The organism is Burkholderia sp. LFS061, assembly GCF_047978125.1.
Taxonomy (GTDB): Bacteria; Pseudomonadota; Gammaproteobacteria; order Burkholderiales; family Burkholderiaceae; genus Burkholderia; species Burkholderia pyrrocinia_C.
Map to the genome: position 1 here is coordinate 183821 of NZ_JBFPFS010000007.1, position 19568 is coordinate 203388.

A 19568-nucleotide genomic window follows, 5' to 3' on the forward strand; every position below is an offset into this window, starting at 1 on the left:
GAGCCCGCCGCTTCGTCGTTCGCATTCGAATGCATTCTTTCGAATTCGAATGCCACCCGCCACGTTACTTCAGCCGAGTCGCGATTTCATTCGCCAGCGCCTTCGTCGCGGCCTTCGTCGGTGCATCCGCAGCCAGCGCGTTCAGCAGACCGAAATCATGAATCGTGCCGTCGTAGCGCGTGGTCGTCGCGTCGACACCGGCCGCGTCGAGCTTGCGGCCATATGCTTCGCCTTCGTCGCGCAGCACGTCGAACTGCGCGACCTGGATCAGCGCGGGCGGCAGGCCCTTCAACTGCGCGGTGCTCGCACGCAGCGGCGACGCGTAGATGTCGTTGCGTTGCGCTTCGTTCTTCGTGTAGGCGTCCCAGAACCACTTCATCATCGGCCGCGTCAGGAAGTGACCCTGCTGATACGCGTTGTACGAGCCCGTATTGAAGTCGTGGTCCGTGACGGGCCACATCAGGCCCTGGAAACGGATCGCGGGGCCGCCCTTGTCCTTCGCCATCAGCGACACCACGGCCGCCATGTTCCCGCCGACGCTGTTGCCGACCACCGCGAGGCGGCTGCCGTCGACACCGATCTCCGCGCCGTGCGCGGCTACCCACTTCGTCGCCGCATACGCCTGGTTGATCGCGACCGGGTAATGCGCTTCCGGCGAGGGCGTGTAATTCACGAATACCGCGACGGCGCCCGACTGCACGACGAGATCGCGCACGAGGCGTTCATGCGTCGGGAAGTCGCCGAGAATCCAGCCGCCGCCGTGGAAGAACATGAACACCGGCAGCGTGCCCGTCGCGCCTTGTGGGCGAACGATCGTGATCGGCACCGACAAGCCGTCCTGCTCGATCGTGCGGTTCGACACGTCGATGCCCGACAGGTCGACCTTCGCGCCGTTCTGCGCGTCGACCAGCACCTGGCGTGCCTTCGCGGGGCTCAACGTTTCGAGGCCGGGGCCCTTCTGGCCGTTCAGCGCGGCGAGGAACCCGCTCGTCGCCGCGTCGGGCCGGACGGCTTCGGCGCCGGCGGCGAATGCGGCGGACGCGGTGGACAACGTGGCTGCAACAGCGGCGGCGATCAGCAGCGGCTTGACGATCTTCATGACGAAACTCCTTGGCTTAACCGGTGAATGGCGATCAATGGTTCGTAGTACGTGCGATCAGACGAGCGTCAACGTGACGTCGATGTTGCCGCGCGTCGCGTTCGAGTACGGGCAGACGACGTGTGCACGGTCGATCAACGTTTGCGCGGCGTCGCGATCGAGGCCCGGCAGCGAGATCTTCAGTTCGACTTCAATGCCGAAACCGTTCGGGATCGCGCCGATGCCGACGCTGCCTTCGATGGCGGCATCCGCGGGGATCGCGATCTTGTCGCGGGCCGCGACGAACTTCATCGCACCGATGAAGCACGCGCTATAGCCGGCCGCGAACAGTTGCTCGGGGTTCGCGCCTGCGCCGCCCGCGCCGCCGAGTTCGCGCGGCGTGGTCAGCTTCAGGTCCAGGCCGCTTTCGGGCACCGTGGCACGGCCGTCGCGGCCGCCGGTGGCCTTTGCATGGGCGCGGTACAGCACTTTTTCGATCGACATGACAGACTCCTTTTCAATCAGTGAATGAAACAGCTTTCCAACCCGGGACCGCGCGCCGACAGCCTGGCCGCCGGCGTCACGCTTGTTTATCTACTCATAGATAGATAAACATCCCCCAAAAATGCAGGCGGGCAATCCACCTGCCCCGATCATCTATCTACCAACAGATAGATAACAAAGCCCAATAAAAGGCGGCGAACCGCCTGACTGCTTGCCCCGTCCGTCAGGACCGGGTTTTCCAGACAGCCTCGACATCCTCGAGACGCGCCCGTGTGTGAAACAGCCGGCTGGCCAGCACGCTGCCCTGGAACGCCGCGTACAACGCGCGCGCCGCCGTTTCGGGCTTGCCGCTGAACCGCAGCGTGCCTTCCTTCGCGCCCTGCGCCAGCAATTCCGCAAGCCAGCTCTCGTTGGCCTTAAAGAATGCCTGCACGGCCTGCCGCACGTTCTCCGGCAACGATTCGATGTCGGCCGCGAGCATCCCGCACAGGCAGATCTGGTTGCCGTCGCCGAGCGTCCGGCCGAACAGCTTCGTGTACAGGCTCAGCTTCACGTCGGCCGGCAACGCCGGATCGATCGCCCGCATGGCCGCGAGGACTTCGTCGCTGTAGGCCGCTACCGCTTCCAGCACGAGGTCGTCCTTCGACGGGAAATAGTAGTGGATGCTCGACGTCTTCACGCCCACCAGGTCGGACAGGTCTCGATAGCTGAAGCCGTTGTAACCGCGCAGCATCATCAGCGTGATCGCGTGGTCGAGAATCTGTTCGCGGACGGTCGGTTTCGTTTCCATGGATCGAACTTTATCTACTCATAGATAGACAGTCAAGGACTTTTTTTGGGGCGGGATGAAAAGTCGCGAAAGCCCGGCGGTGCGGGCACGCGCCGCCCCGCCCAGCCGCGGCTGCTTACAACCGGCCTGCAGCCCGATCGAATCGATGCGACACTCGCAGCCGGGCGACGCGACCACGACGCAATCGTCGGTCGGTACGGAGTGCGCGCCAGCACCCCGACATCGCGTCGCGCCCGGCACCTGCATCACCGGCCCGCCCGCTGCGTCGGACCGAATAAGGAGAACAGTCGATGTACTCGTGGTTTGAACGGCGCCTGCCGACTTTCCCGCTCGAAGATCCCGTCACGCCGCCGAAGGGATTCTTTTCGTTCGTCTGGGCGTGCACGAAAGGCGCCCGCGGCTGGATTCTGCTGATCGCGCTGACGTCGGCCGCGCTGGCCGCGTACGAAGCCGCACTGTTCGCGATGATGGGGCGCGTGGTCGACTGGCTGTCGTCGTCGGCGACGCCGGCGGAGTTCGGCGGCCGCCACTTCGGCACGCTTGCCGGCTTCGCGGCGATCCTCGTCGGCAGCGCGCTGCTGATCGCGCTGCACACGATGGTCAAGCACCAGGTGCTCGCGATCAACTTCCCGATGCGGCTGCGCTGGCTGTTTCACCGGCTGATGCTCGACCAGAGCCTGTCGTTCTATGCGAACGAGTTCGCCGGCCGCGTGACGACCAAGATCATGCAGACCGCGCTCGCCGTGCGCGATGCACTGTTCATGTCGGTCGACGTCGTGATCGGCGTCGCCGCTTACCTGATCGGCATCCTCGCGCTTGCGGCGAGCTTCGACTGGCGGCTGATGATTCCGCTCGCGCTGTGGGCGCTCGGCTATGGCGCGGCGTGCGCGTTTTTCGTGCCGCGCCTCGGCGCCGTCGGCAGCCGGCAGGCCGACGCGCGCGCGCTGATGACGGGCCGCATCACCGACGCGTATTCGAACATCACGACCGTGAAGCTGTTCTCGCATACGCGGCGCGAAGCCGACCACGCACGCCGCGCGATGGAAGCGTTCAAGGCGACCGGCGACGCGCAGATGCGGCTCGTCAGCGCGTTCGAGATCGTCAACCACCTGCTGTCGACGCTGCTGCTGGTCGGCTCGACCGGCCTCGCGCTGTATCTGTGGATGCATGGCGAAGCGAGCGCGGGCGTCGTCGCGGCCGTGATCGCGATGGCGCTGCGCCTGTCGAGCTATTCGCACTGGATCATGTGGGAGATGACCGAGCTGTTCGAGAACGTCGGCACGATCCAGGACGGCATCAACACGCTGACGAAGGTGCGCAGCGTGGTCGACGCGCCCGATGCGAAGCCGCTCGCGGTGCAGCGCGGCGGGATCGTGTTCGACAACGTGCAGTTCGCGCACGAGGACAACGACCGCGCGGTGTTCGACGGGCTGAACCTGACGATCCGGCCGGGCGAGCGGATCGGCCTGATCGGCCGCTCGGGTGCCGGCAAGTCGACGCTCGTGAACCTGCTGCTGCGCTTCTACGACGTGGGCGGCGGCACGATCCGGATCGACGGGCAGGACATCGCGCACGTCACGCAGGACAGCCTGCGCAGCGCGATCGGCATGGTCACGCAGGATACGTCGCTGCTGCACCGGACGATGCGCGAGAACCTGCTGTACGGTCGACCCGATGCAACCGAGCGCGAAATGCAGGACGCGGCCGTGCGCGCAGAGGCGTCCGAGTTCATCGACCGGCTGCGCGATCGCCACGGGCGCAGCGGCTACGACGTCGAGGTCGGCGAGCGCGGCGTGAAGCTGTCGGGCGGCCAGCGGCAGCGTGTCGCGATCGCGCGCGTGATGCTCAAGGACGCGCCGATCCTGGTGCTCGACGAAGCGACCAGCGCGCTCGATTCCGAAGTCGAAGTCGCGATCCAGCGCAGCCTCGACAGCCTGATGAGCGGCAAGACGGTGATCGCGATCGCGCACCGGCTGTCGACGATCGCGGCGATGGACCGGCTGATCGTGCTCGACGAAGGGCGCATCGTCGAGGAAGGCACGCACCAGCAACTGCTGCAGGCGGGCGGCATCTATGCGGCGCTGTGGGCGCACCAGAGCGGCGGGTTCCTCGGCGAAACGGCGGAGGCGGAGGGGGCAGAGCAGTAGGCGCCGCGTCGAAACGCCAGGCGTCGTGCCCAATAGCGCAGACGCCTGAAAAGGCCCGCCTCTGCCGCATCGGTTGCCAACACAACCATACGGCGGCAGCCCGAGCGGCGCGCCGCCTCATAACGATTCGAAGATTTGTTGGTTCCCTCGACGATGCGCTGTCCGTATCGTTCACCGACTCGTCAGACAAATCGACCAACGGGGGAATCCGACCATGAAACGAATCCGCTCATTCGCACTGCTCGCGCTGCCGGCCGCGCTCTGCGCCGCCGGCGCGCATGCGCAAAGCAGCGTCACGCTGTACGGCATCGCCGACGCGGGCATCGCATACGTGCACAACGCGCAGAACGCGAACGGCGGCAACGCTTCGAGCCTCGTCAAGTTCAGCAGCGGCAACCTGTCGGGCAGCCGCTGGGGGCTGCGCGGCATCGAGGATCTCGGCAGCGGGCTGTCCGCGCTGTTCCAGCTCGAGAACGGCTTCAACATCGGCACCGGTGCGCTCGGCCAGGGCCAGCGCGAATTCGGCCGCAAGGCCGTCGTCGGCCTCGCGAGCAGCACGTACGGTACCGTGACGCTCGGCCGCCAGTACGATCCGGTCGTCGATCTCGTGCAGGGCCTGACGCAGGACAACTACTTCGGCGGCGTATTCGCGACGCCGGGCGATCTCGACAACTACGACAACAGCCAGCGCGTCAGCAACTCGGTGAAATACACGAGCCCGCTGATCTCGGGCTTCCAGTTCGCGGCGCTGTACGGCTTCGGCGGCGTCGCGGGCGCCACCGGCAACGGCCGCACGTACAGCTTCGGCGCGAGCTACGCGAACGGCCCGCTGTCGCTCGGCGCCGGCTTCTTCTACGCGAACGGCGGCTCGACGGTCGCCAACGGCGTGCGCACGTGGTCGAGCAGCTCGGACACGCTGTTCAATACCGTGATCAACCAGGGCTTTTCGAGCGCGAAGTCGATCCAGATCGTGCGCGTGGCCGGCCAGTACGTAGCCGGGCCGGCGACCTTCGGCCTCGCGTATTCGAACACGCAGTACGGTGCGGACACGCTGTCGGCGTTCAGCCAGAACGCGAAGTTCAACAACGGCTCGGCGTTCTTCAACTGGCAGTTCTCGCCGGCGCTGCGCGCGGGCGTCGGCTACAACTACACGTCGCTGACTGGCCCGGCTTCCGCGCACTACAACCAGGTCAACCTCGGCGCGGACTACGCGCTGTCGAAACGCACCGACCTGTACGCGCTGTTCGGCTATCAGAAGGCGAGCGGCAACACGCTCAACGCGAGCGGTGCGACCGTGAAGGCCGCCGCGTCGGTCGGCTCGTACGGCGTGAACTCCGGCACCGATACGCAGGAACTCGCGATCGTCGGGATTCGCCACAAGTTCTGATTGCGACGTCGCTTCGCGCGAACCACGCAGGCGCGCACCATGGTGCGCGCCTGCGCCATTTACGCTGACATCGCAGCCGGCACGCATCTGTATCGCTATTTCGAACTCGACGTCGCGCGGCCGAGTATCCCGCACGGAGAGGCGTGGTACGAACGGCTGAAGGCGCGGCCCGCGTATCGCACGCACGTGATGATTCCGTTCGACGAACTGCGCGGGCGGCTCGATTACCAGGTGGCGGGCAGGCATTGGAGCCGCTTGTTGGAAGGTTGTAAGAACAACGGCGTATTTTCCGACCGGTACGCCCACCGGATGCATGCGCATCGCCGCGACGATTCTCGTCCCGGTACGGGTCATCGCGGACCAACCACACAGGCAATGTGATGAGCGCTCAAGACGTCCCGGCCGACTTCGCGTTCGAGCCGGACAAGGCGGTTGCCGTACATCGAAACGCCGGTCTGGACGCGTTGCGGGCCTGCCTGACGTTACTGGTGGTATTTCACCACTGCGCGATCACGTACGGCGCGATCGGCGGGTGGTACTACCACGAGGTGGCAGCGGGCCCATCCGTGGAATCCGCGCTGCTGACGCTGTTCTGTGCGATCAACCAGGCGTTCTTCATGGGCCTGTTCTTTTTGCTGGCGGGTTACTACACGTCGGGGTCCATCGATCGCAAGGGCGCCGCCCGTTTCCTGGCGGACCGGTTTCTCAGGCTTGGCCTGCCTTTGCTGGTGTACGGCTTTCTGATCGGCCCCGCGACGATCGCACTTGCACGGTCGGGCGCGGGCCATCCGTTTGCCGATACGTTGGCCCGCCTGTGGCGGAAAGGCACGTTCGAGAACGGTCCCATGTGGTTCGCCGAGACGTTGCTGATTTTCAGTGCGGCTGCAGCGCTCTGGCGCATCGCCTTCCCGCGCACCGCGGATCGCGACACGGGCCATACGGTCCGGCAACCCTTTCCGTCCGACAGGACCCTGGCCGCCGCGGCATTGCTGACGGGCAGCGCGGCACTGGCGTTGCGGTCCCGATGGCCGGTAGGTGTCAATGTATGGGGGCTTCAGCTCGGGTACTTCGCCAGCTATGTCGTGTTGTACGCAGCCGGTATCCGGACCGCCCGCGTGCACTGGATCGAGCATCTGCCGGCGCGACAGGTCGGCCGGTGGTGGCGCGTCGCGCTGCTGGCGCTACCTGTCTTGCCGCTCGCCTACCTGCTCGCGAAGCACGTTCCCGAATTGCGCGGCCGTCCGCAAGCGGTTGTCTACGCATTTTGGGAACCGCTGGTTGCGTGGGGAACGATACTGTTTCTCGCTGGATATTTTCAGCGACGTTTCGATCGACTGACGAGCGTGTGGCGGCCACTGTCGCGACGCGCGTACACCATTTACATCATCCATCCGCCCGTGCTGGTGGCAGTCGCCCTCGCGTGGAGAAACGTGCCGGCGGCCCCGCTCCTGAAGTTCGCCGTGACCGGCTGCGTCGCTTGCGTCGCGTGTTATCTGATTGCCGGCCTCCTGCTTCGATTGCCGAAGCTCGAGTCGATCCTGTAAAGGCAGACATTCGCGACGCGTGCACAACAGGACGCGGGATCCCGCCGGAAACGCCGGCCTAATGCCGCCGCATCCCGCCACCTCCGCTCATGCCACCGAATCGATGCATGCCGCCGAACCCGTGGCCCCCGCCGCCGATGAACGGGCCACGGTGAAAGCCCGACCCCACCGGCATGCCGAAGTGGCGATGATCCATCCGGTTGAAGTGATCGACGTGATCGAAATGGTGGAAATGACGGAAACGATCGACGAAGATGAAGCTCACGCCCGCGCCGATGAAAAGCGGCGGCCCCCAGTACCACGGGTCGGGATACGGATAGGCCGCGGCCGGGTACCACAGCACGCTGCCGTCGTCACTTTGCACGATCCGCCATGTGCCATCGCTTTGCAGGCACGCACGCCCCACGATTTGCTGTTCCGTGCCGTCGATGTCCGCTTGCGCGACGACCGCGCGGCAGTTTGTGCCGTAGTCCGGTAATTCGTCGTCCATTTGCGCAAGGACGGGCGCGGAAAGGCCAAGACAGACCATGCCTATCCCGAATCGAAACATGTTGCCCATGATCGGCTCCTGCATTGTTGCCCCCGACCACTTGACCGCCGGCGTCACGGGCGGCGCCCGGCACGCTGGATTGCTTGCGCAAGATTCATCGCGCGGCGGTAACGGGCCACCGCTTCGTATCGGGTCTCCTGACGGCTAAACGAAGCAGCACGCCCGGTTATTCCAGGGGTCGGGATGCGAATGACGGAAGCGGGAGCCGTCGGCAATCGTTGCGGCGGTCGGCGTCAAACCAGGCGTTTGACGACGTGGTAGACAACCGCTGCCGTCACCCCGAATACCAGATGGGCCACCAGCGTGATCGCGCCGCGAACCGGGATGAACCACGGGAAGATCGCCGTGAAGGCGTGCAGGTTGACGCCGTACAGGATGAGCCCGAACGCGCCGCCTGCGAGAAGCGCGGCCCCGAGCGACATGTTCCGCACCACCTTCGCCAGCACGGCTGCATAGGCAAGCGACAGAACAGCATGCACGAGTGTCGCGACACCCATGACCAGCGGATCGAAGCCGGTGGACGAACCGAGCACGCCGCGCCCCATCACGATCGCTGCCGTCAGGCGCGCGTCGCGAAGCAGGTTCCGAACGGCGTCATCGCCGGCGATCGACCAGAGCAGCAGCTCGATGACGGTCGACCCGACAGCCGCGCCAAACGCTGCCCAGAGAATCGGGACCGGACTGGTTTGTTTCAATTGGCGCCCCCATCACGACCGGCCGATGCATCGAAGCGGCGTGCGCCCCGTTCGCTCCGATTCCGATCGGGCAGCGTGTGCCCGCGATACCGAACCGGGCGGCCACGCAAAGTCAGGACGCTCCTTCGCAGTCCGTCCAGTACGCAAACGGATCGCGATGTTTGGGATAGTGTTCGTCAAGCCATTTCAGCAATGTCGCGCGGGCATTGTCCATATCGGCTTTCAACGACGAGGTCGTCAATTCGTGCACTTCGATGGACTTTTCCCGATCGATCACGAAGCAGTTCCAGTCGGGGCCGTCGAGATCCGGATCGTCGGACGCCTTCGACGACTTTCCCCAGCCGAACCCCTTGCGTGCGTCAATGTAGTACCGCGGGTTCACTTTCAGATACGACATCTCGCCGCCCTGCAGGCTGCTCTCCGCGCGCAGCACATCGTGTCCGTCGACGATCTGCGTGACTTCCGGAAGCCGGCGCGAACGCCATCCGGCAGGCAGCTTCGCGATGGCCTGAACGCTGTCGTACGTCCCCCACTCGAGGCCCCACGCTTCGGCCATGCGCTTCATGAACGCGTCCGCGCCCGGATAGCCGCGCAACTGGATTCTGGTCGACAGCGTCACTTCGACCCGGCCGTCGGCGTCGGTGGACACCTCGTCTCCCGCCGCTTCGAACGGATTGCCCGGACGTGACGCACTCTTCGCGTCCGCGGGCGCCATGCCCGAGAACAGCTGATCAAGCGCCGCACGCGCTTTCGACGACTTGTCTGGTCTGTTCATCGTGTACCTCCCGTGTATCCGAACGGCTGCAAAATTTCTCGATTTGCGTTCATCTCTCCAACCTCATCGTTTCCGCGGTCGCACTGTCGACGATCCCGCGGCCCATCTCCATGTATCCAGGCACGGGCCCCGAGCGCGCCGCCGAAGCAGGCCCCCTCGCCCCCACCACCTAACCCTGCTCCGCCAACGCCGCCCGCATCCGCTCCATCAACGCGAGCACCTCGGGCCGACTCTCCCCCTTCGCATGCACGAAGTGGTACGTGAGCAGCGAATCGACCTCGTGGCGGCTCACCCGAACGAGCTCGCTGCGCTTCAGATACGCGTCCGCGAGCGGCGTCCGCGCCAGCGCCACGCCGAGCCCTGCTTCGGCTGCCGCCAGCACCAGGTTGTAATCCTCGAAGCGGCGATCCTGCGCACGCGGCTTGAACGGAATGCCCAGCGCGTCGAACCAGGTGCGCCATCCGGTCACGTCGGAATCGTGCAGCAGCGGCATCTCGAGCAGCGCGGCATCGCCGTGCCGGCGGCGCGCCTTCGCCAGTTGCGCGGCGAGCCGCGGATGCGCGACCGGATAAAGCCGCTCCGGCATGAACGCGCGGGTTTCGAGCTGACGCCAGTTGCCGCGCCCATACCGAATCGACAGATCCGCTTCGCCGCCGGCGATATCCACGTTGCGAAGCTCGATGCCGAGTTCGATGCGCAACGCGGGGGCCTCGCTCTCGAGCGCATGCTGCCGCTCGAACAGCCAGAGCTGCGCGAATGCCGGCACCACGCTCATCCTGACCAGTCGCGGCGTACGCGGCGAGCGCCACTGGTCGGCCGCGCTGTCGATGATCGCGAACGCCTGTTCGATCCGGCCGACGAAGCGCTGCCCGTCCGGCGTCAGGCGCACGCCACGCGCATGACGTTCGAACAGCGCCATGCCCAGCCAGTTTTCCACGGCGGCCACCCGCCGGCTGATCGCGCCGTGCGTCACGCCGGAAACGTCGGCGGCCGCCAGGAACGAACCCTGACGTGCCACCGTGCAGACGGTCTCCAGGCTGGCAAGCGGCGGCCGCGGGCCAGGCGCCGACGCTGCAACCGGCAGTGCATCCGAAACCTGACGCGCACGCGCCGGACTATCGGCTCGCCGCCGAACCGAGCTGTGAGCCATGGTCATATCCGGATGTTGATCTGTGCGCTAGCTTAACATCTCGCAACATCGCACCATTGCCGCATGAATACCCTTTCCTCACCGTCGTCGCGCGGCGCGCGGCAACCGCTGGTCGCGGCAGGCGCGGTCGCGTTCACGATCGTGTCGTGGGCCTCCGCATTCCCGTTCATCCGGATCGGCCTGCACGGCCTCACGCCGCTGCAACTCGCGGCGGCGCGCTTTGCCACCGCCGCGTTGCTCGTGATCGCGTGGCTTGCGTGGCGGCGGCCTACGAGGCCCGCGAAACGCGACGCGTTGCGCTTCCTGGCCTGCGGTTTTCTCGGCATCGCACTCTATAACGCACTGCTCAATACCGGCGAGCAAACCGTATCGGCCGGCGCGGCGAGTTTCATCGTGAACACGCTGCCGATCTTCACGGCGCTGCTTGCCGCCGTGTTTCTCGGCGAACGATTCAATCTCCGCGGATGGCTCGGTTCGCTGGTCAGTCTGGCCGGCATTGCGGTGATCGCGCATGGGCAGCCGGACGGGCTTGTCCTCGGTTCGGGGAGCACGCTGATTCTCGGCGCGGCCCTGTGTTCGGCCAGCTATTTCGTATTGCAGCGGCGGCTGATTCCCGTGTACGGCGCACTGCCCTGTGCCGCGTACACGCTGCTGGCCGGCGCGCTGCTGCTCACGCCCTGGCTGCCCGGCGCGCTCGCCTCGCTCGGCGGCGCGTCACACGACACGACGCTGGCGGTATTGATCCTCGGCATATTTCCGGCCGCACTCGGTTACGCGACCTGGACCTTCGCCCTCGGCTACTTCGGTGCGGCGTGCGCCGCCAACTTCCTCTATCTTACGCCAGCGGTTGCGACAGCCCTGTCGATGGTGCTGACGGGCGAACGGCCGGGCATCGAAACGCTGTGCGGCGGCCTGCTGGCGATTGCAGGCGTGGTCTTCGTCGCATTGCGCGGACGTTCGTAGGATCGCGGTTGCACCGGATGACAACGCCGCCCCGACGATCCGAAAGCGTGGCGGTCCAGGCGAGCCCCGACATCTGCGAAGCCGGATGCATTGTCCGCGCAGTCGCCCCGCGCCAATTCGTCGGCACTGTCGGACTTGACCGTTAGTTGCATGTGGGAGGTATCTCGCTCGATGAAGCTTTTCCACGAATCCGGGTGCGCGCTTGCGAGTGCCCAAACTGTGCAGACAAATCGACCGAACAGTTCCTGACTGACCGGGTATCAGTGTCCATGGCTTCACCCCTGCAACCGGCCGAATAATGGATGCGACCGTAAGGCCATCGACAGCGAACCGCAGCCTGGCCAGCCACGTCGCGCGATTTCCCGGCATCCGGAACCTTCGAAATCCGGGCATCGAATCGGGCCGTGCCCGCCCCGTCACACGGTTCGCTGCAGCGCGCAAAATCGGCTTCGGATATATTCATACGAATTGCATGGCGCCGGGCGATAGCCCGCCCGCTGGCCCGGGCGGCCCGTCACACGGCCGGGCGCGATGCAAGTGAAGCCCATGATGGGTATGGAGACTCGTCCGATCGCCCCGGCCCGCAGCCGGCTGGTCGAGACGTCGAAGAAAGACATTCAATTCGGAGATGGCAGATGGAACGAAGCACTGTCGGCATGCGCTGCAAACCCCTGATCACCGTTGCACTGGCCGCCGCCGCATTCGCGGCCGCGTCGACCGCGATGGCCGACCAGGTCGTGAAGATCGGCAGCGTCGAACCGACGACGGGCGGCATTTCGCACCTCGGCAAGGACAACGAGAACGGCGCGCGCCTCGCGGTCGAGGAAATCAACGCGAAGGGGCTGACGATCGGCGGCAAGAAGGTCACGCTGCAGCTCGACGCGCAGGATGACGCGGCCGACCCGCGCCAGGCGACGCAGGTCGCGCAGAAGCTCGTCGACGACAAGGTCGTCGCCGTCATCGGCCACCTGAACTCGGGCACGTCGATCCCGGCATCGAAGATCTACAGCGATGCCGGCATCGTGCAGATCTCGCCGTCGGCCACGAACCCGACCTACACGCAGCAAGGCTTCAAGACGACCTACCGCGTCGTCGCGACCGACGCGCAGCAGGGCCCGGCGCTCGCGAGCTACGCGCAGTCGAAGGGCGTGAAGAGCGTGGCGGTGATCGACGATTCGACCGCATACGGCCAGGGCCTCGCGAACGAGTTCGAGAAGAAGGCGAAGGCGCTCGGCCTGAAGGTGCTGTCGCACGATGCGACCAACGACAAGGCGGTCGACTTCCGCGCGATTCTCACGAAGATCAAGGGCGAGAACCCCGACGCGATCATGTACGGCGGCATGGACGCCACCGGCGGCCCGCTCGCGAAGCAGGCGAAGCAGCTCGGCCTGCGCGCGAAGATCCTGTCCGGCGACGGCGTGTGCACCGACTCGCTGGCCCAGTTGGCCGGCCCGGCAGCCGACAACGTGCTGTGCTCGCAGGCCGGCGCGGCGCTCGAGACGATGCCGGGCGGCGCGAAGTTCGTCGCGAAGTACGAAAAGCGCTTCAACCAGGGCATCAAGTTCGATGCGCCGTTCGCGTACGACGCGGTCTACATCGCCGTCGACGCGATGAAGCGCGCGAACTCGACGGACCCGGCGAAGATCCTCGCGGCGATGCCGGCGACGAAGTACGACGGCGTAATCGGCACGACGACGTTCGACGCGAAGGGCGACCTGACGCACGGGATCATCTCGATCTACGGCTACAAGACCGGCAAGAAGACCTTCCTCGACCAGGTCAAGATGTAACCCGCCAGTGTGCCGGCACGACGGGAACGCCACCCGTCGGCGCCGGCGCCGCGCGGGCCGATTTCTGAAACACGGAGACGAAGCAACATGTGTGCAATGGCGTATACCGAATTTCAGCAGGAGTTGAGAAAAGCGCAACTGACGTCGCGCGAGTTCGCGCGTCTGATCCGGATGAACGAAAGCTCGATCACGAACTATTCGAGCAAGGGCACGGTGCCCTCCCACCTCGCGGTCATCGCGAAGCTGATCGGCGCGCTGGCCGCGCACGAGATCGACTTCCGGCGCGTGATCCGGCAAATGCGGATCGAACCGAAACGGCCGCGCGGCGTCGGCACGTTTCCCGCGGCCGACAAGCCGCATGCGCGGAAGGCCGCGAAAGCCAATTCCTGACTACCCTTTCGCATGTGTCGATGGCGGCACTGAGATTGCCGCGCGACGCCGTCACACGGGCAATGCAGCACGCACCGCCCGATCGTCACCCCGCCGCACGAACGTGATCGAGCAGCGCCTGCAACGGATGACGCAACTGCGTCGACGACATGCGCTTCACCTGGCTGCGACATGAATACCCGGTCGCCAGCGCCTCTCCTTGGTCCTCCGGCGCATCGACGTGCGCCGCCCACGACTGCGAATAGATCGTCTTCGACGTCTGCAGGTTGCGCGCCTCGTGCCCATACGTACCGGACATCCCGCAGCACCCGGTCGCCTGAACCTGCAAACGCAGCCCGCGCCGCGCGAACACCTGCGCCCATTGCTTGCCGCTGTCGGGCGCATTGGTCTTCTCGGTACAGTGCGGCAGCAGCCGGTATGTACCGAACATGCCGTCCGCGCCGGCTTCAGGCAGCGCCTGCAGCAGCCATTCCTGCGGCAGCGCGACCTTCGGCACATCGGTGAGCCCCGTCACCTTCAGGTATTCCTGCCGATACGTGAGCGTCATCGCCGGATCGAGGCCGACCAGCGCGACGCCCGACTGCGCGAGCGCGGCAAGCTGCGCGGCATTGCGGATCGCCGCCTTCTCGAACGCTCGCAGAAAGCCCTGCACATGCAGCGCCTTGCCGTTCGGCGCGAGCGGTGCGAGCCACACCTGAAAACCCACGCGCGCCGCCAGCTCGATCAGCGTCGCCAGTTGCTCGGTATCGAAATAGCGCGTGAACGTGTCCTGCACGATGACGACGCTGCGCGCGCGCTGCGCGTCGCTCAGCGCCGCGAGCGCATGCGGGTCGGCCGGCTTCACGCGCCATTGCCGGATCACGGCCGCGAGATCGAAGCGGCTCAGCAGCGGGCTGTCGACCACGCCGACCCGACGTTCCAGCAGCGTGCGCACCCACCCCGCGCGCATCAGCCCGTTGTACAGCGCGGGCACCCGCGCCATCCACGGCATCGTGAATTCGAGCGAGCCGATCAGGTAGTCGCGCAGCGGCCGCCGATAACGACGGTGATACAGCTCGAGAAAACGCGAACGGAACTCGGGCACGTTGACCTTGACCGGGCACTGTCCCGCGCACGACTTGCAGGCGAGGCACCCGGCCATCGCGTCGTACACCTCGTGCGAGAAATCGGCCGCGCCGCTGCGCGCGGCGCGGCTGTTGCGCCAGCGGGCGGCAACGCCGCTCAGGAACGGCTGCCGCGCGCGCGCCGCCGCGACGACGTCGACGCCGGCCTGTCCTTGCAGGCGCAACCATTCGCGCATCAGCGAAGCGCGCCCCTTCGGAGAATGCACGCGTTCGCGCGTCGCCTTCCACGACGGACACATCGCGTCGTCCGGATCGAAGTTGTAGCACGCGCCGTTGCCGTTGCAGTGCATCGCGGTGCCGTAGCTCTGCCACACGCGCTCGTCGATCTGCCGGTCGTGGTCGCCGCGCGTCGGTACTTCGTCGATCTTCAGCAGCCGCATCGCGTGGTCCGGCGGCGTCGCGATCTTGCCCGGGTTGAACTGGTTGTGCGGATCGAACGCGGCCTTCAGTTGCTGCAGCGACGGATACAGTTCGCCGAAAAAGGCCGGCGCATATTCGGAGCGCACGCCCTTGCCGTGCTCGCCCCACAGCAGGCCGCCATGCCGCTGCGTGAGTTCGGCCACCGCATCCGACACGGGCCGCACCAGCGCGGCCTGCCGCGGATCCTTCATGTCGAGCGCCGGACGCACGTGCAGCACGCCCGCGTCGACATGGCCGAACATCCCGTACTGCAGCCCGTGGCCGTCGAGCAGCGCGCGGAATTCGGCGATATACGCGGCGAGGTTCTCGGGCGGCACCGCGGTGTCCTCGACGAACGGCTGCGGACGCGCCTCGCCCTGCACGTTGCCGAGCAGGCCGACCGCGCGCTTGCGCATCGCATATACGCGCTTCACCGCATCGTCGCCGGCCGCGAGCGTATGGCCGAGGCGCTCCACGCTCGTATCGGTATGCAGGTGGTCGACAAACGCGCGCACGCGCGTATCGACGTCGTCAGCATCGTCGCCGCTGAATTCGATCAGGTTGATGCCGAGCGTCGGGCGCCGAGCGTCGTCCTGCGGAAAATACTCGGCCACGCTGCTCCACACGAAGTCCTTCATCGCGAGCATCAGCACCTTCGAGTCGACCGTCTCGATCGACAGCGGCTTGTGCTCGATCAGCGCGCGCGCATCGCGCAGCGCGTCCATGAAGCCCGCATAGCGCACATTGACCAGCACCGCATACTTCGGAATCGGCAATACGTTGAGCTTCGCCTCGACGACGAAGCCGAGCGAACCCTCGGCGCCGCACAGCACGCTGTTCAGGTTGAAGCGGCCGTCGGGTTCGCGCAGGTGTGCGAGGTCATAGCCGGTCAGGCAGCGATTGAGCTTCGGAAACTTCGCTTCGATCAGCGCCGCCTTGTCGTCGCTGATGCGCCGCGCGGTGCGGTAGACCTTGCCGACACGGTCCTGCCGCGCACAGCGGCGCTCCAGTTCGTCGTCCGCAAGCGCGCCGCTGTGCAGGTGCTCGCCGCCCATCAGCACGAAGTCCAGCTCGAGCACGTGATCGCGCGTCTTGCCGTATGTGCAGCTACCCTGCCCGCTCGCGTCGGTGTTGATCATCCCGCCGACGGTCGCACGGTTCGACGTCGACAGCTCCGGCGCGAAAAACAGCCCGTGCGGCTTCAGCGCCGCATTGAGCTGATCCTTGACGACGCCCGCCTGCACGCGCACCCAGCGCTGCTCGACGTCGATTTCCAGGATCCGGTTCATGTTGCGCGACAGGTCGACGACCACGCCGTCGGTCAGCGACTGCCCGTTGGTGCCCGTGCCGCCGCCGCGCGCGGCCACCGCGACATCGCGATGCGCGGGTTCCGCGAGCAGCCGGGCCACCAGCCGGACGTCGTCGGCATGCGCGGGACAGATCACCGCTTGCGGCAGGCGCTGGTAGATCGAGTTGTCGGTGGCCTGCACCGTTCGGTTCGCGTGGTCCGCGCGGATTTCCCCGGCGAACCCGGCGGCCTGCAGCGCGGCGAGAAAGTCACGGTACGCGTTCGCGGGCGGGCTGGCGGGACGGGGCAACGGGGCGATCGACATGGGGTAAAGGCGCAAGGTGGGTGAACCGGTGTGCTCGCGTGCTTCGAAACATGAGTTTTGAGCAAGTTTCCATGCAACCGGGAATTCCAGTATCTTTGTAAATTCCGCGAGAAACAAACGAATTCTCGCCCGGCGAATATTGAATAAAACTCATGAATTACCGTCGCCTCACCCCGTCGATGTCGCTGCTGCTCGTGTTCGAGGCAGCCGCGCGGCACGAAAGCTACACGCGCGCAGCCGAGGAACTGTCGCGGAGCCAGAGCGCGATCAGCCGGCAGGTCCAGACGCTAGAGGATCAGCTCGGCGTGCCGCTGTTCCGGCGCGAAGGCCGCTCCGTGAAGTTGACCGAAGTCGGGCGCCGCTACTTCGTCGAGCTGAGCGGCGCACTGGGGCGCATCCGCGGCGCGACGCTGCAGGCCATGTCCCACCAGGCAGGCGCCGGTACGCTGCGGCTCGCGACCTTGCCGACGTTCGGCTCGAAATGGCTGCTGCCGCACCTGCACGACTTCTACGCCGCGCATCCGGGCGTGACCGTGCACCTTCATTCGCGGATCGGCGCGATCGATTTCCTCAACGACGACCTCGACGCGGCCATCACCGTCGGCGCGGATGACTGGCCCGGCTTGCACGCGCATCGGCTGTACAACGAGTTCCTGATCGCGATCGCGAGCCCCGATGCGGGCAGCCGCAAGGCCGGCGCGCGCACGCCGGCCTGGGCCGCAAAGCAGACGCTGCTGGGCGTGACGAGCAACCAGCAGGCGTGGGCCGAGTGGTTCTCGCACTATCGGCTCGATCATCGCCAGATGCGTATCGGCCCGAGCTTCGAGCTGACGTCGCACCTGATCCAGGCCGTGCGGGCCGGGATGGGAATCGGGCTGGTGCCGAAGGTGCTGGTGGAAGACGAGTTGAGCCGCGACGAGCTCGTGTCGATCGGCGACGCGATTACGAGCCAGCGCGGCTATTACCTCGTCTACCCGCCGGGAAACGAGACGCTGCCGTCGCTCGTCGCGTTCCGCGATTGGTTGCTGAAATCGTGCTGAAATGCCGCCGGCAACGTGACCGTCACGCGCGCCATTCGCCGAGAATCTGCTCGGCGAGGTAGTCGCACGGCGGGCGCGCGGACTGCGCGCTGCGCGCGAGTACGACCTCGAGTTCCCCCAGCGGCGGCAACCCGTGGCTCTCGGAAAGCTGGACGAGGTGATCGGGAATGCAGCAGCGCGCCAGCGGCGCGACGGCGAGCCCGGCCTCGACCATGCTGAGCAGCCCGAGGTAGCTCGGGCTTTCGTATGACATCCGGAACGGGATGCGCTGCCGGTTCAGCGCCTTGATCGCGTGATCGCGCGCCATGCTGCCGCCGTGCGTGAAAAACGCCACCGGCAGCGGCCGCTCTTCCCATACGTTCCGCTTCGGCGATCCGGTCCAGACGATCGGCTCCATCCGGATCAGCTCGCCCGTCACGCCCTTGATCCGCGTGAGACACGCGAGGTCGACCGTGTTGTCCTTCAGCATCGGCACGAGCGCGCTGCTCGGCTGGCCGATCACGCGCACTTCCACGCGCGGATGCATCGCCGCGAATTTGCCGAGCACCTGCGGCAGCAGCGACGAAATGTAGTCGTCGGGCACGCCGATCGTCACGCGGCCGCGGATCTCCGGGCGCACGACCGATGCCCACGCCTCGTCGCGCATCGCCAGCATCCGGCGCCCGTATTCGGCGAGCGTCCTGCCGTCGTCGGTGGCCGTCACGTTGCGCGTGTCGCGGATGAAAAGCGGCTTGCCGAGCGCGTCTTCCAGCGCCTTGATCTGCATGCTCACCGCCGACGGCGACCGATGCACGGCCTGCGCGCCGTGCGCGAACGATCCGGATTCCGCGACGGCCACCACCATCGCCAGCACATCGAGGTCGAGCTTCTTCATTTCATTCAGATAATCTGATCAATCGATTCAGTTTATCCCGTTTTACTGTTCGCCTCCACGGTCGGACAATGAATCCCGTCAGCACTCGTTGCAGGAAGCGGAAAACATGCATACGTCCGGATCGCTCTACGGATTTCTCGTCATCGGCGGCATGCTCGCGGTCACACCGGGGCCGAACATGGTCTACGTGATGTCGCGCTCGATCGCGCAAGGGCGCGCGGCCGGGCTCATTTCGCTGGCCGGCGTGATGATCGGTTACCTGTTCTACATGTTCGGCGCCGCGTTCGGCATCACGACGCTGTTCATGAGCGTGCCCTATGCGGGCAGCGTGCTCGGTGCGGTCGGTGCGGCCTACCTGCTGTACCTCGCATGGCAGGCGGTCAGGCCCGGCGGGCGTTCGCCGTTCGAGGTGCGGGCGCTGCCGAACGAGCAGCCGCTGCGGCTGCTGGCGATGGGCGCGACGACCAGCGTGCTGAATCCGAAGCTCGCGATGCTGTTCGTGTCGCTGCTGCCGCAGTTCATCGACTACCGGCAAGGCAGCGTGTTCGGCCAGTCGCTGTTTCTCGGTTCACTGCTGATCGCCGCGTTCGCATCGGCAAACGGGCTGGTGGCGATCTGTTCGAGCAGCATCGCGAAATTCCTGCACGGGCGCCCGACGCTGCTGCTCGCGCAGCGCTGGGCAATGGGCCTCGTCCTCGGCAGCCTCGGCGTGCAGATGGTTGTCGATGCATCGAAGATGGCTGGCGTGGCGTGAG

17 protein-coding genes and 1 pseudogene are annotated in these 19568 nt (G+C 66.0%); 9 read left to right on the top strand and 9 right to left on the bottom strand.

What is annotated here, in order from left to right:
* Positions 1-64: 64 nt before the first annotated feature.
* From ACNQQL_RS09125 to ACNQQL_RS09135, 3 genes are all read right to left on the bottom strand, one after another.
* Positions 65-1099, bottom strand: a complete 1035-nt coding sequence (locus tag ACNQQL_RS09125; RefSeq protein WP_072440396.1) for an alpha/beta hydrolase — start codon at positions 1097-1099, stop codon at positions 65-67.
* A 57-nt stretch (positions 1100-1156) separates the two neighbouring features.
* Positions 1157-1582, bottom strand: a complete 426-nt coding sequence (locus tag ACNQQL_RS09130; protein ID WP_204420971.1) for an organic hydroperoxide resistance protein — start codon at positions 1580-1582, stop codon at positions 1157-1159.
* A gap of 223 nt (positions 1583-1805) precedes the next feature.
* Positions 1806-2372, bottom strand: coding sequence for a TetR/AcrR family transcriptional regulator (locus tag ACNQQL_RS09135; RefSeq protein WP_204420970.1), 567 nt, complete (start codon positions 2370-2372; stop codon positions 1806-1808).
* 290 nt (positions 2373-2662) lie between these two features.
* Between ACNQQL_RS09135 and ACNQQL_RS09140 the strand changes: the two genes are divergently transcribed.
* From ACNQQL_RS09140 to ACNQQL_RS09155, 4 genes and pseudogenes are all read left to right on the top strand, one after another.
* Complete coding sequence (locus tag ACNQQL_RS09140; protein ID WP_347063914.1) at positions 2663-4519, top strand: ABC transporter ATP-binding protein; 1857 nt, start codon at positions 2663-2665, stop codon at positions 4517-4519.
* A 214-nt stretch (positions 4520-4733) separates the two neighbouring features.
* Entirely contained in the window at positions 4734-5906 is a 1173-nt protein-coding gene (locus tag ACNQQL_RS09145; protein ID WP_347063915.1) for a porin, read from the top strand.
* 63 nt (positions 5907-5969) lie between these two features.
* Positions 5970-6131: pseudogene (locus ACNQQL_RS09150) on the top strand (glutathione S-transferase); the annotation flags it as partial.
* Between the two features lie 155 nt (positions 6132-6286).
* Positions 6287-7450: an acyltransferase gene (locus ACNQQL_RS09155; protein ID WP_347063916.1), complete on the top strand. Its 1164-nt coding sequence runs from the start codon at positions 6287-6289 to the stop codon at positions 7448-7450.
* A gap of 58 nt (positions 7451-7508) precedes the next feature.
* Here the strand turns inward: ACNQQL_RS09155 and ACNQQL_RS09160 are convergent, their stop codons facing one another.
* The 4 genes from ACNQQL_RS09160 to ACNQQL_RS09175 all read right to left on the bottom strand — a co-directional run bounded on the left by ACNQQL_RS09160 (position 7509) and on the right by ACNQQL_RS09175 (position 10626).
* Positions 7509-8009 (bottom strand): hypothetical protein, encoded by a 501-nt coding sequence (locus ACNQQL_RS09160; RefSeq protein WP_347063917.1) that lies wholly within the window; start codon positions 8007-8009, stop codon positions 7509-7511.
* Between the two features lie 224 nt (positions 8010-8233).
* Positions 8234-8695 (bottom strand): sodium:proline symporter, encoded by a 462-nt coding sequence (locus ACNQQL_RS09165; protein ID WP_347063918.1) that lies wholly within the window; start codon positions 8693-8695, stop codon positions 8234-8236.
* Between the two features lie 112 nt (positions 8696-8807).
* A complete protein-coding gene (locus tag ACNQQL_RS09170) occupies positions 8808-9470 on the bottom strand; it encodes a nitroreductase (RefSeq protein WP_204420956.1) in 663 nt (220 codons plus the stop codon).
* Between the two features lie 169 nt (positions 9471-9639).
* Positions 9640-10626: a LysR substrate-binding domain-containing protein gene (locus ACNQQL_RS09175; RefSeq protein WP_347063919.1), complete on the bottom strand. Its 987-nt coding sequence runs from the start codon at positions 10624-10626 to the stop codon at positions 9640-9642.
* A gap of 57 nt (positions 10627-10683) precedes the next feature.
* Between ACNQQL_RS09175 and ACNQQL_RS09180 the strand changes: the two genes are divergently transcribed.
* The 3 genes from ACNQQL_RS09180 (at position 10684) to ACNQQL_RS09190 (ending at position 13763) form a co-directional block, all read left to right on the top strand.
* On the top strand, positions 10684-11583 hold the full coding sequence (locus ACNQQL_RS09180) for a DMT family transporter (protein ID WP_347063920.1): 900 nt from the start codon (positions 10684-10686) through the stop codon (positions 11581-11583).
* 635 nt (positions 11584-12218) lie between these two features.
* Positions 12219-13373, top strand: coding sequence for a branched-chain amino acid ABC transporter substrate-binding protein (locus ACNQQL_RS09185; RefSeq protein WP_347063921.1), 1155 nt, complete (start codon positions 12219-12221; stop codon positions 13371-13373).
* An 87-nt stretch (positions 13374-13460) separates the two neighbouring features.
* The gene (locus ACNQQL_RS09190; protein WP_347063922.1) at positions 13461-13763 is read left to right on the top strand and encodes an XRE family transcriptional regulator; all 303 of its coding nucleotides are present in this window, start codon (positions 13461-13463) and stop codon (positions 13761-13763) included.
* 85 nt (positions 13764-13848) lie between these two features.
* Here ACNQQL_RS09190 and ACNQQL_RS09195 read toward each other — a convergent pair whose 3' ends face one another.
* Complete coding sequence (locus tag ACNQQL_RS09195) at positions 13849-16899, bottom strand: FAD-binding and (Fe-S)-binding domain-containing protein (RefSeq protein ID WP_347063923.1); 3051 nt, start codon at positions 16897-16899, stop codon at positions 13849-13851.
* A 152-nt stretch (positions 16900-17051) separates the two neighbouring features.
* Here ACNQQL_RS09195 and ACNQQL_RS09200 point away from each other — a divergent pair, with 152 nt between their 5' ends.
* The gene (locus ACNQQL_RS09200; protein WP_347063924.1) at positions 17052-17939 is read left to right on the top strand and encodes a LysR substrate-binding domain-containing protein; all 888 of its coding nucleotides are present in this window, start codon (positions 17052-17054) and stop codon (positions 17937-17939) included.
* Between the two features lie 22 nt (positions 17940-17961).
* Here the strand turns inward: ACNQQL_RS09200 and ACNQQL_RS09205 are convergent, their stop codons facing one another.
* On the bottom strand, positions 17962-18813 hold the full coding sequence (locus tag ACNQQL_RS09205; protein WP_204420952.1) for a LysR substrate-binding domain-containing protein: 852 nt from the start codon (positions 18811-18813) through the stop codon (positions 17962-17964).
* Between the two features lie 106 nt (positions 18814-18919).
* On the opposite strand from ACNQQL_RS09205, the gene ACNQQL_RS09210 reads away from it, so the two are divergent.
* Positions 18920-19567, top strand: a complete 648-nt coding sequence (locus tag ACNQQL_RS09210; RefSeq protein WP_072440641.1) for a LysE family translocator — start codon at positions 18920-18922, stop codon at positions 19565-19567.
* The last annotated feature ends 1 nt before the right edge of the window (position 19568 follow it).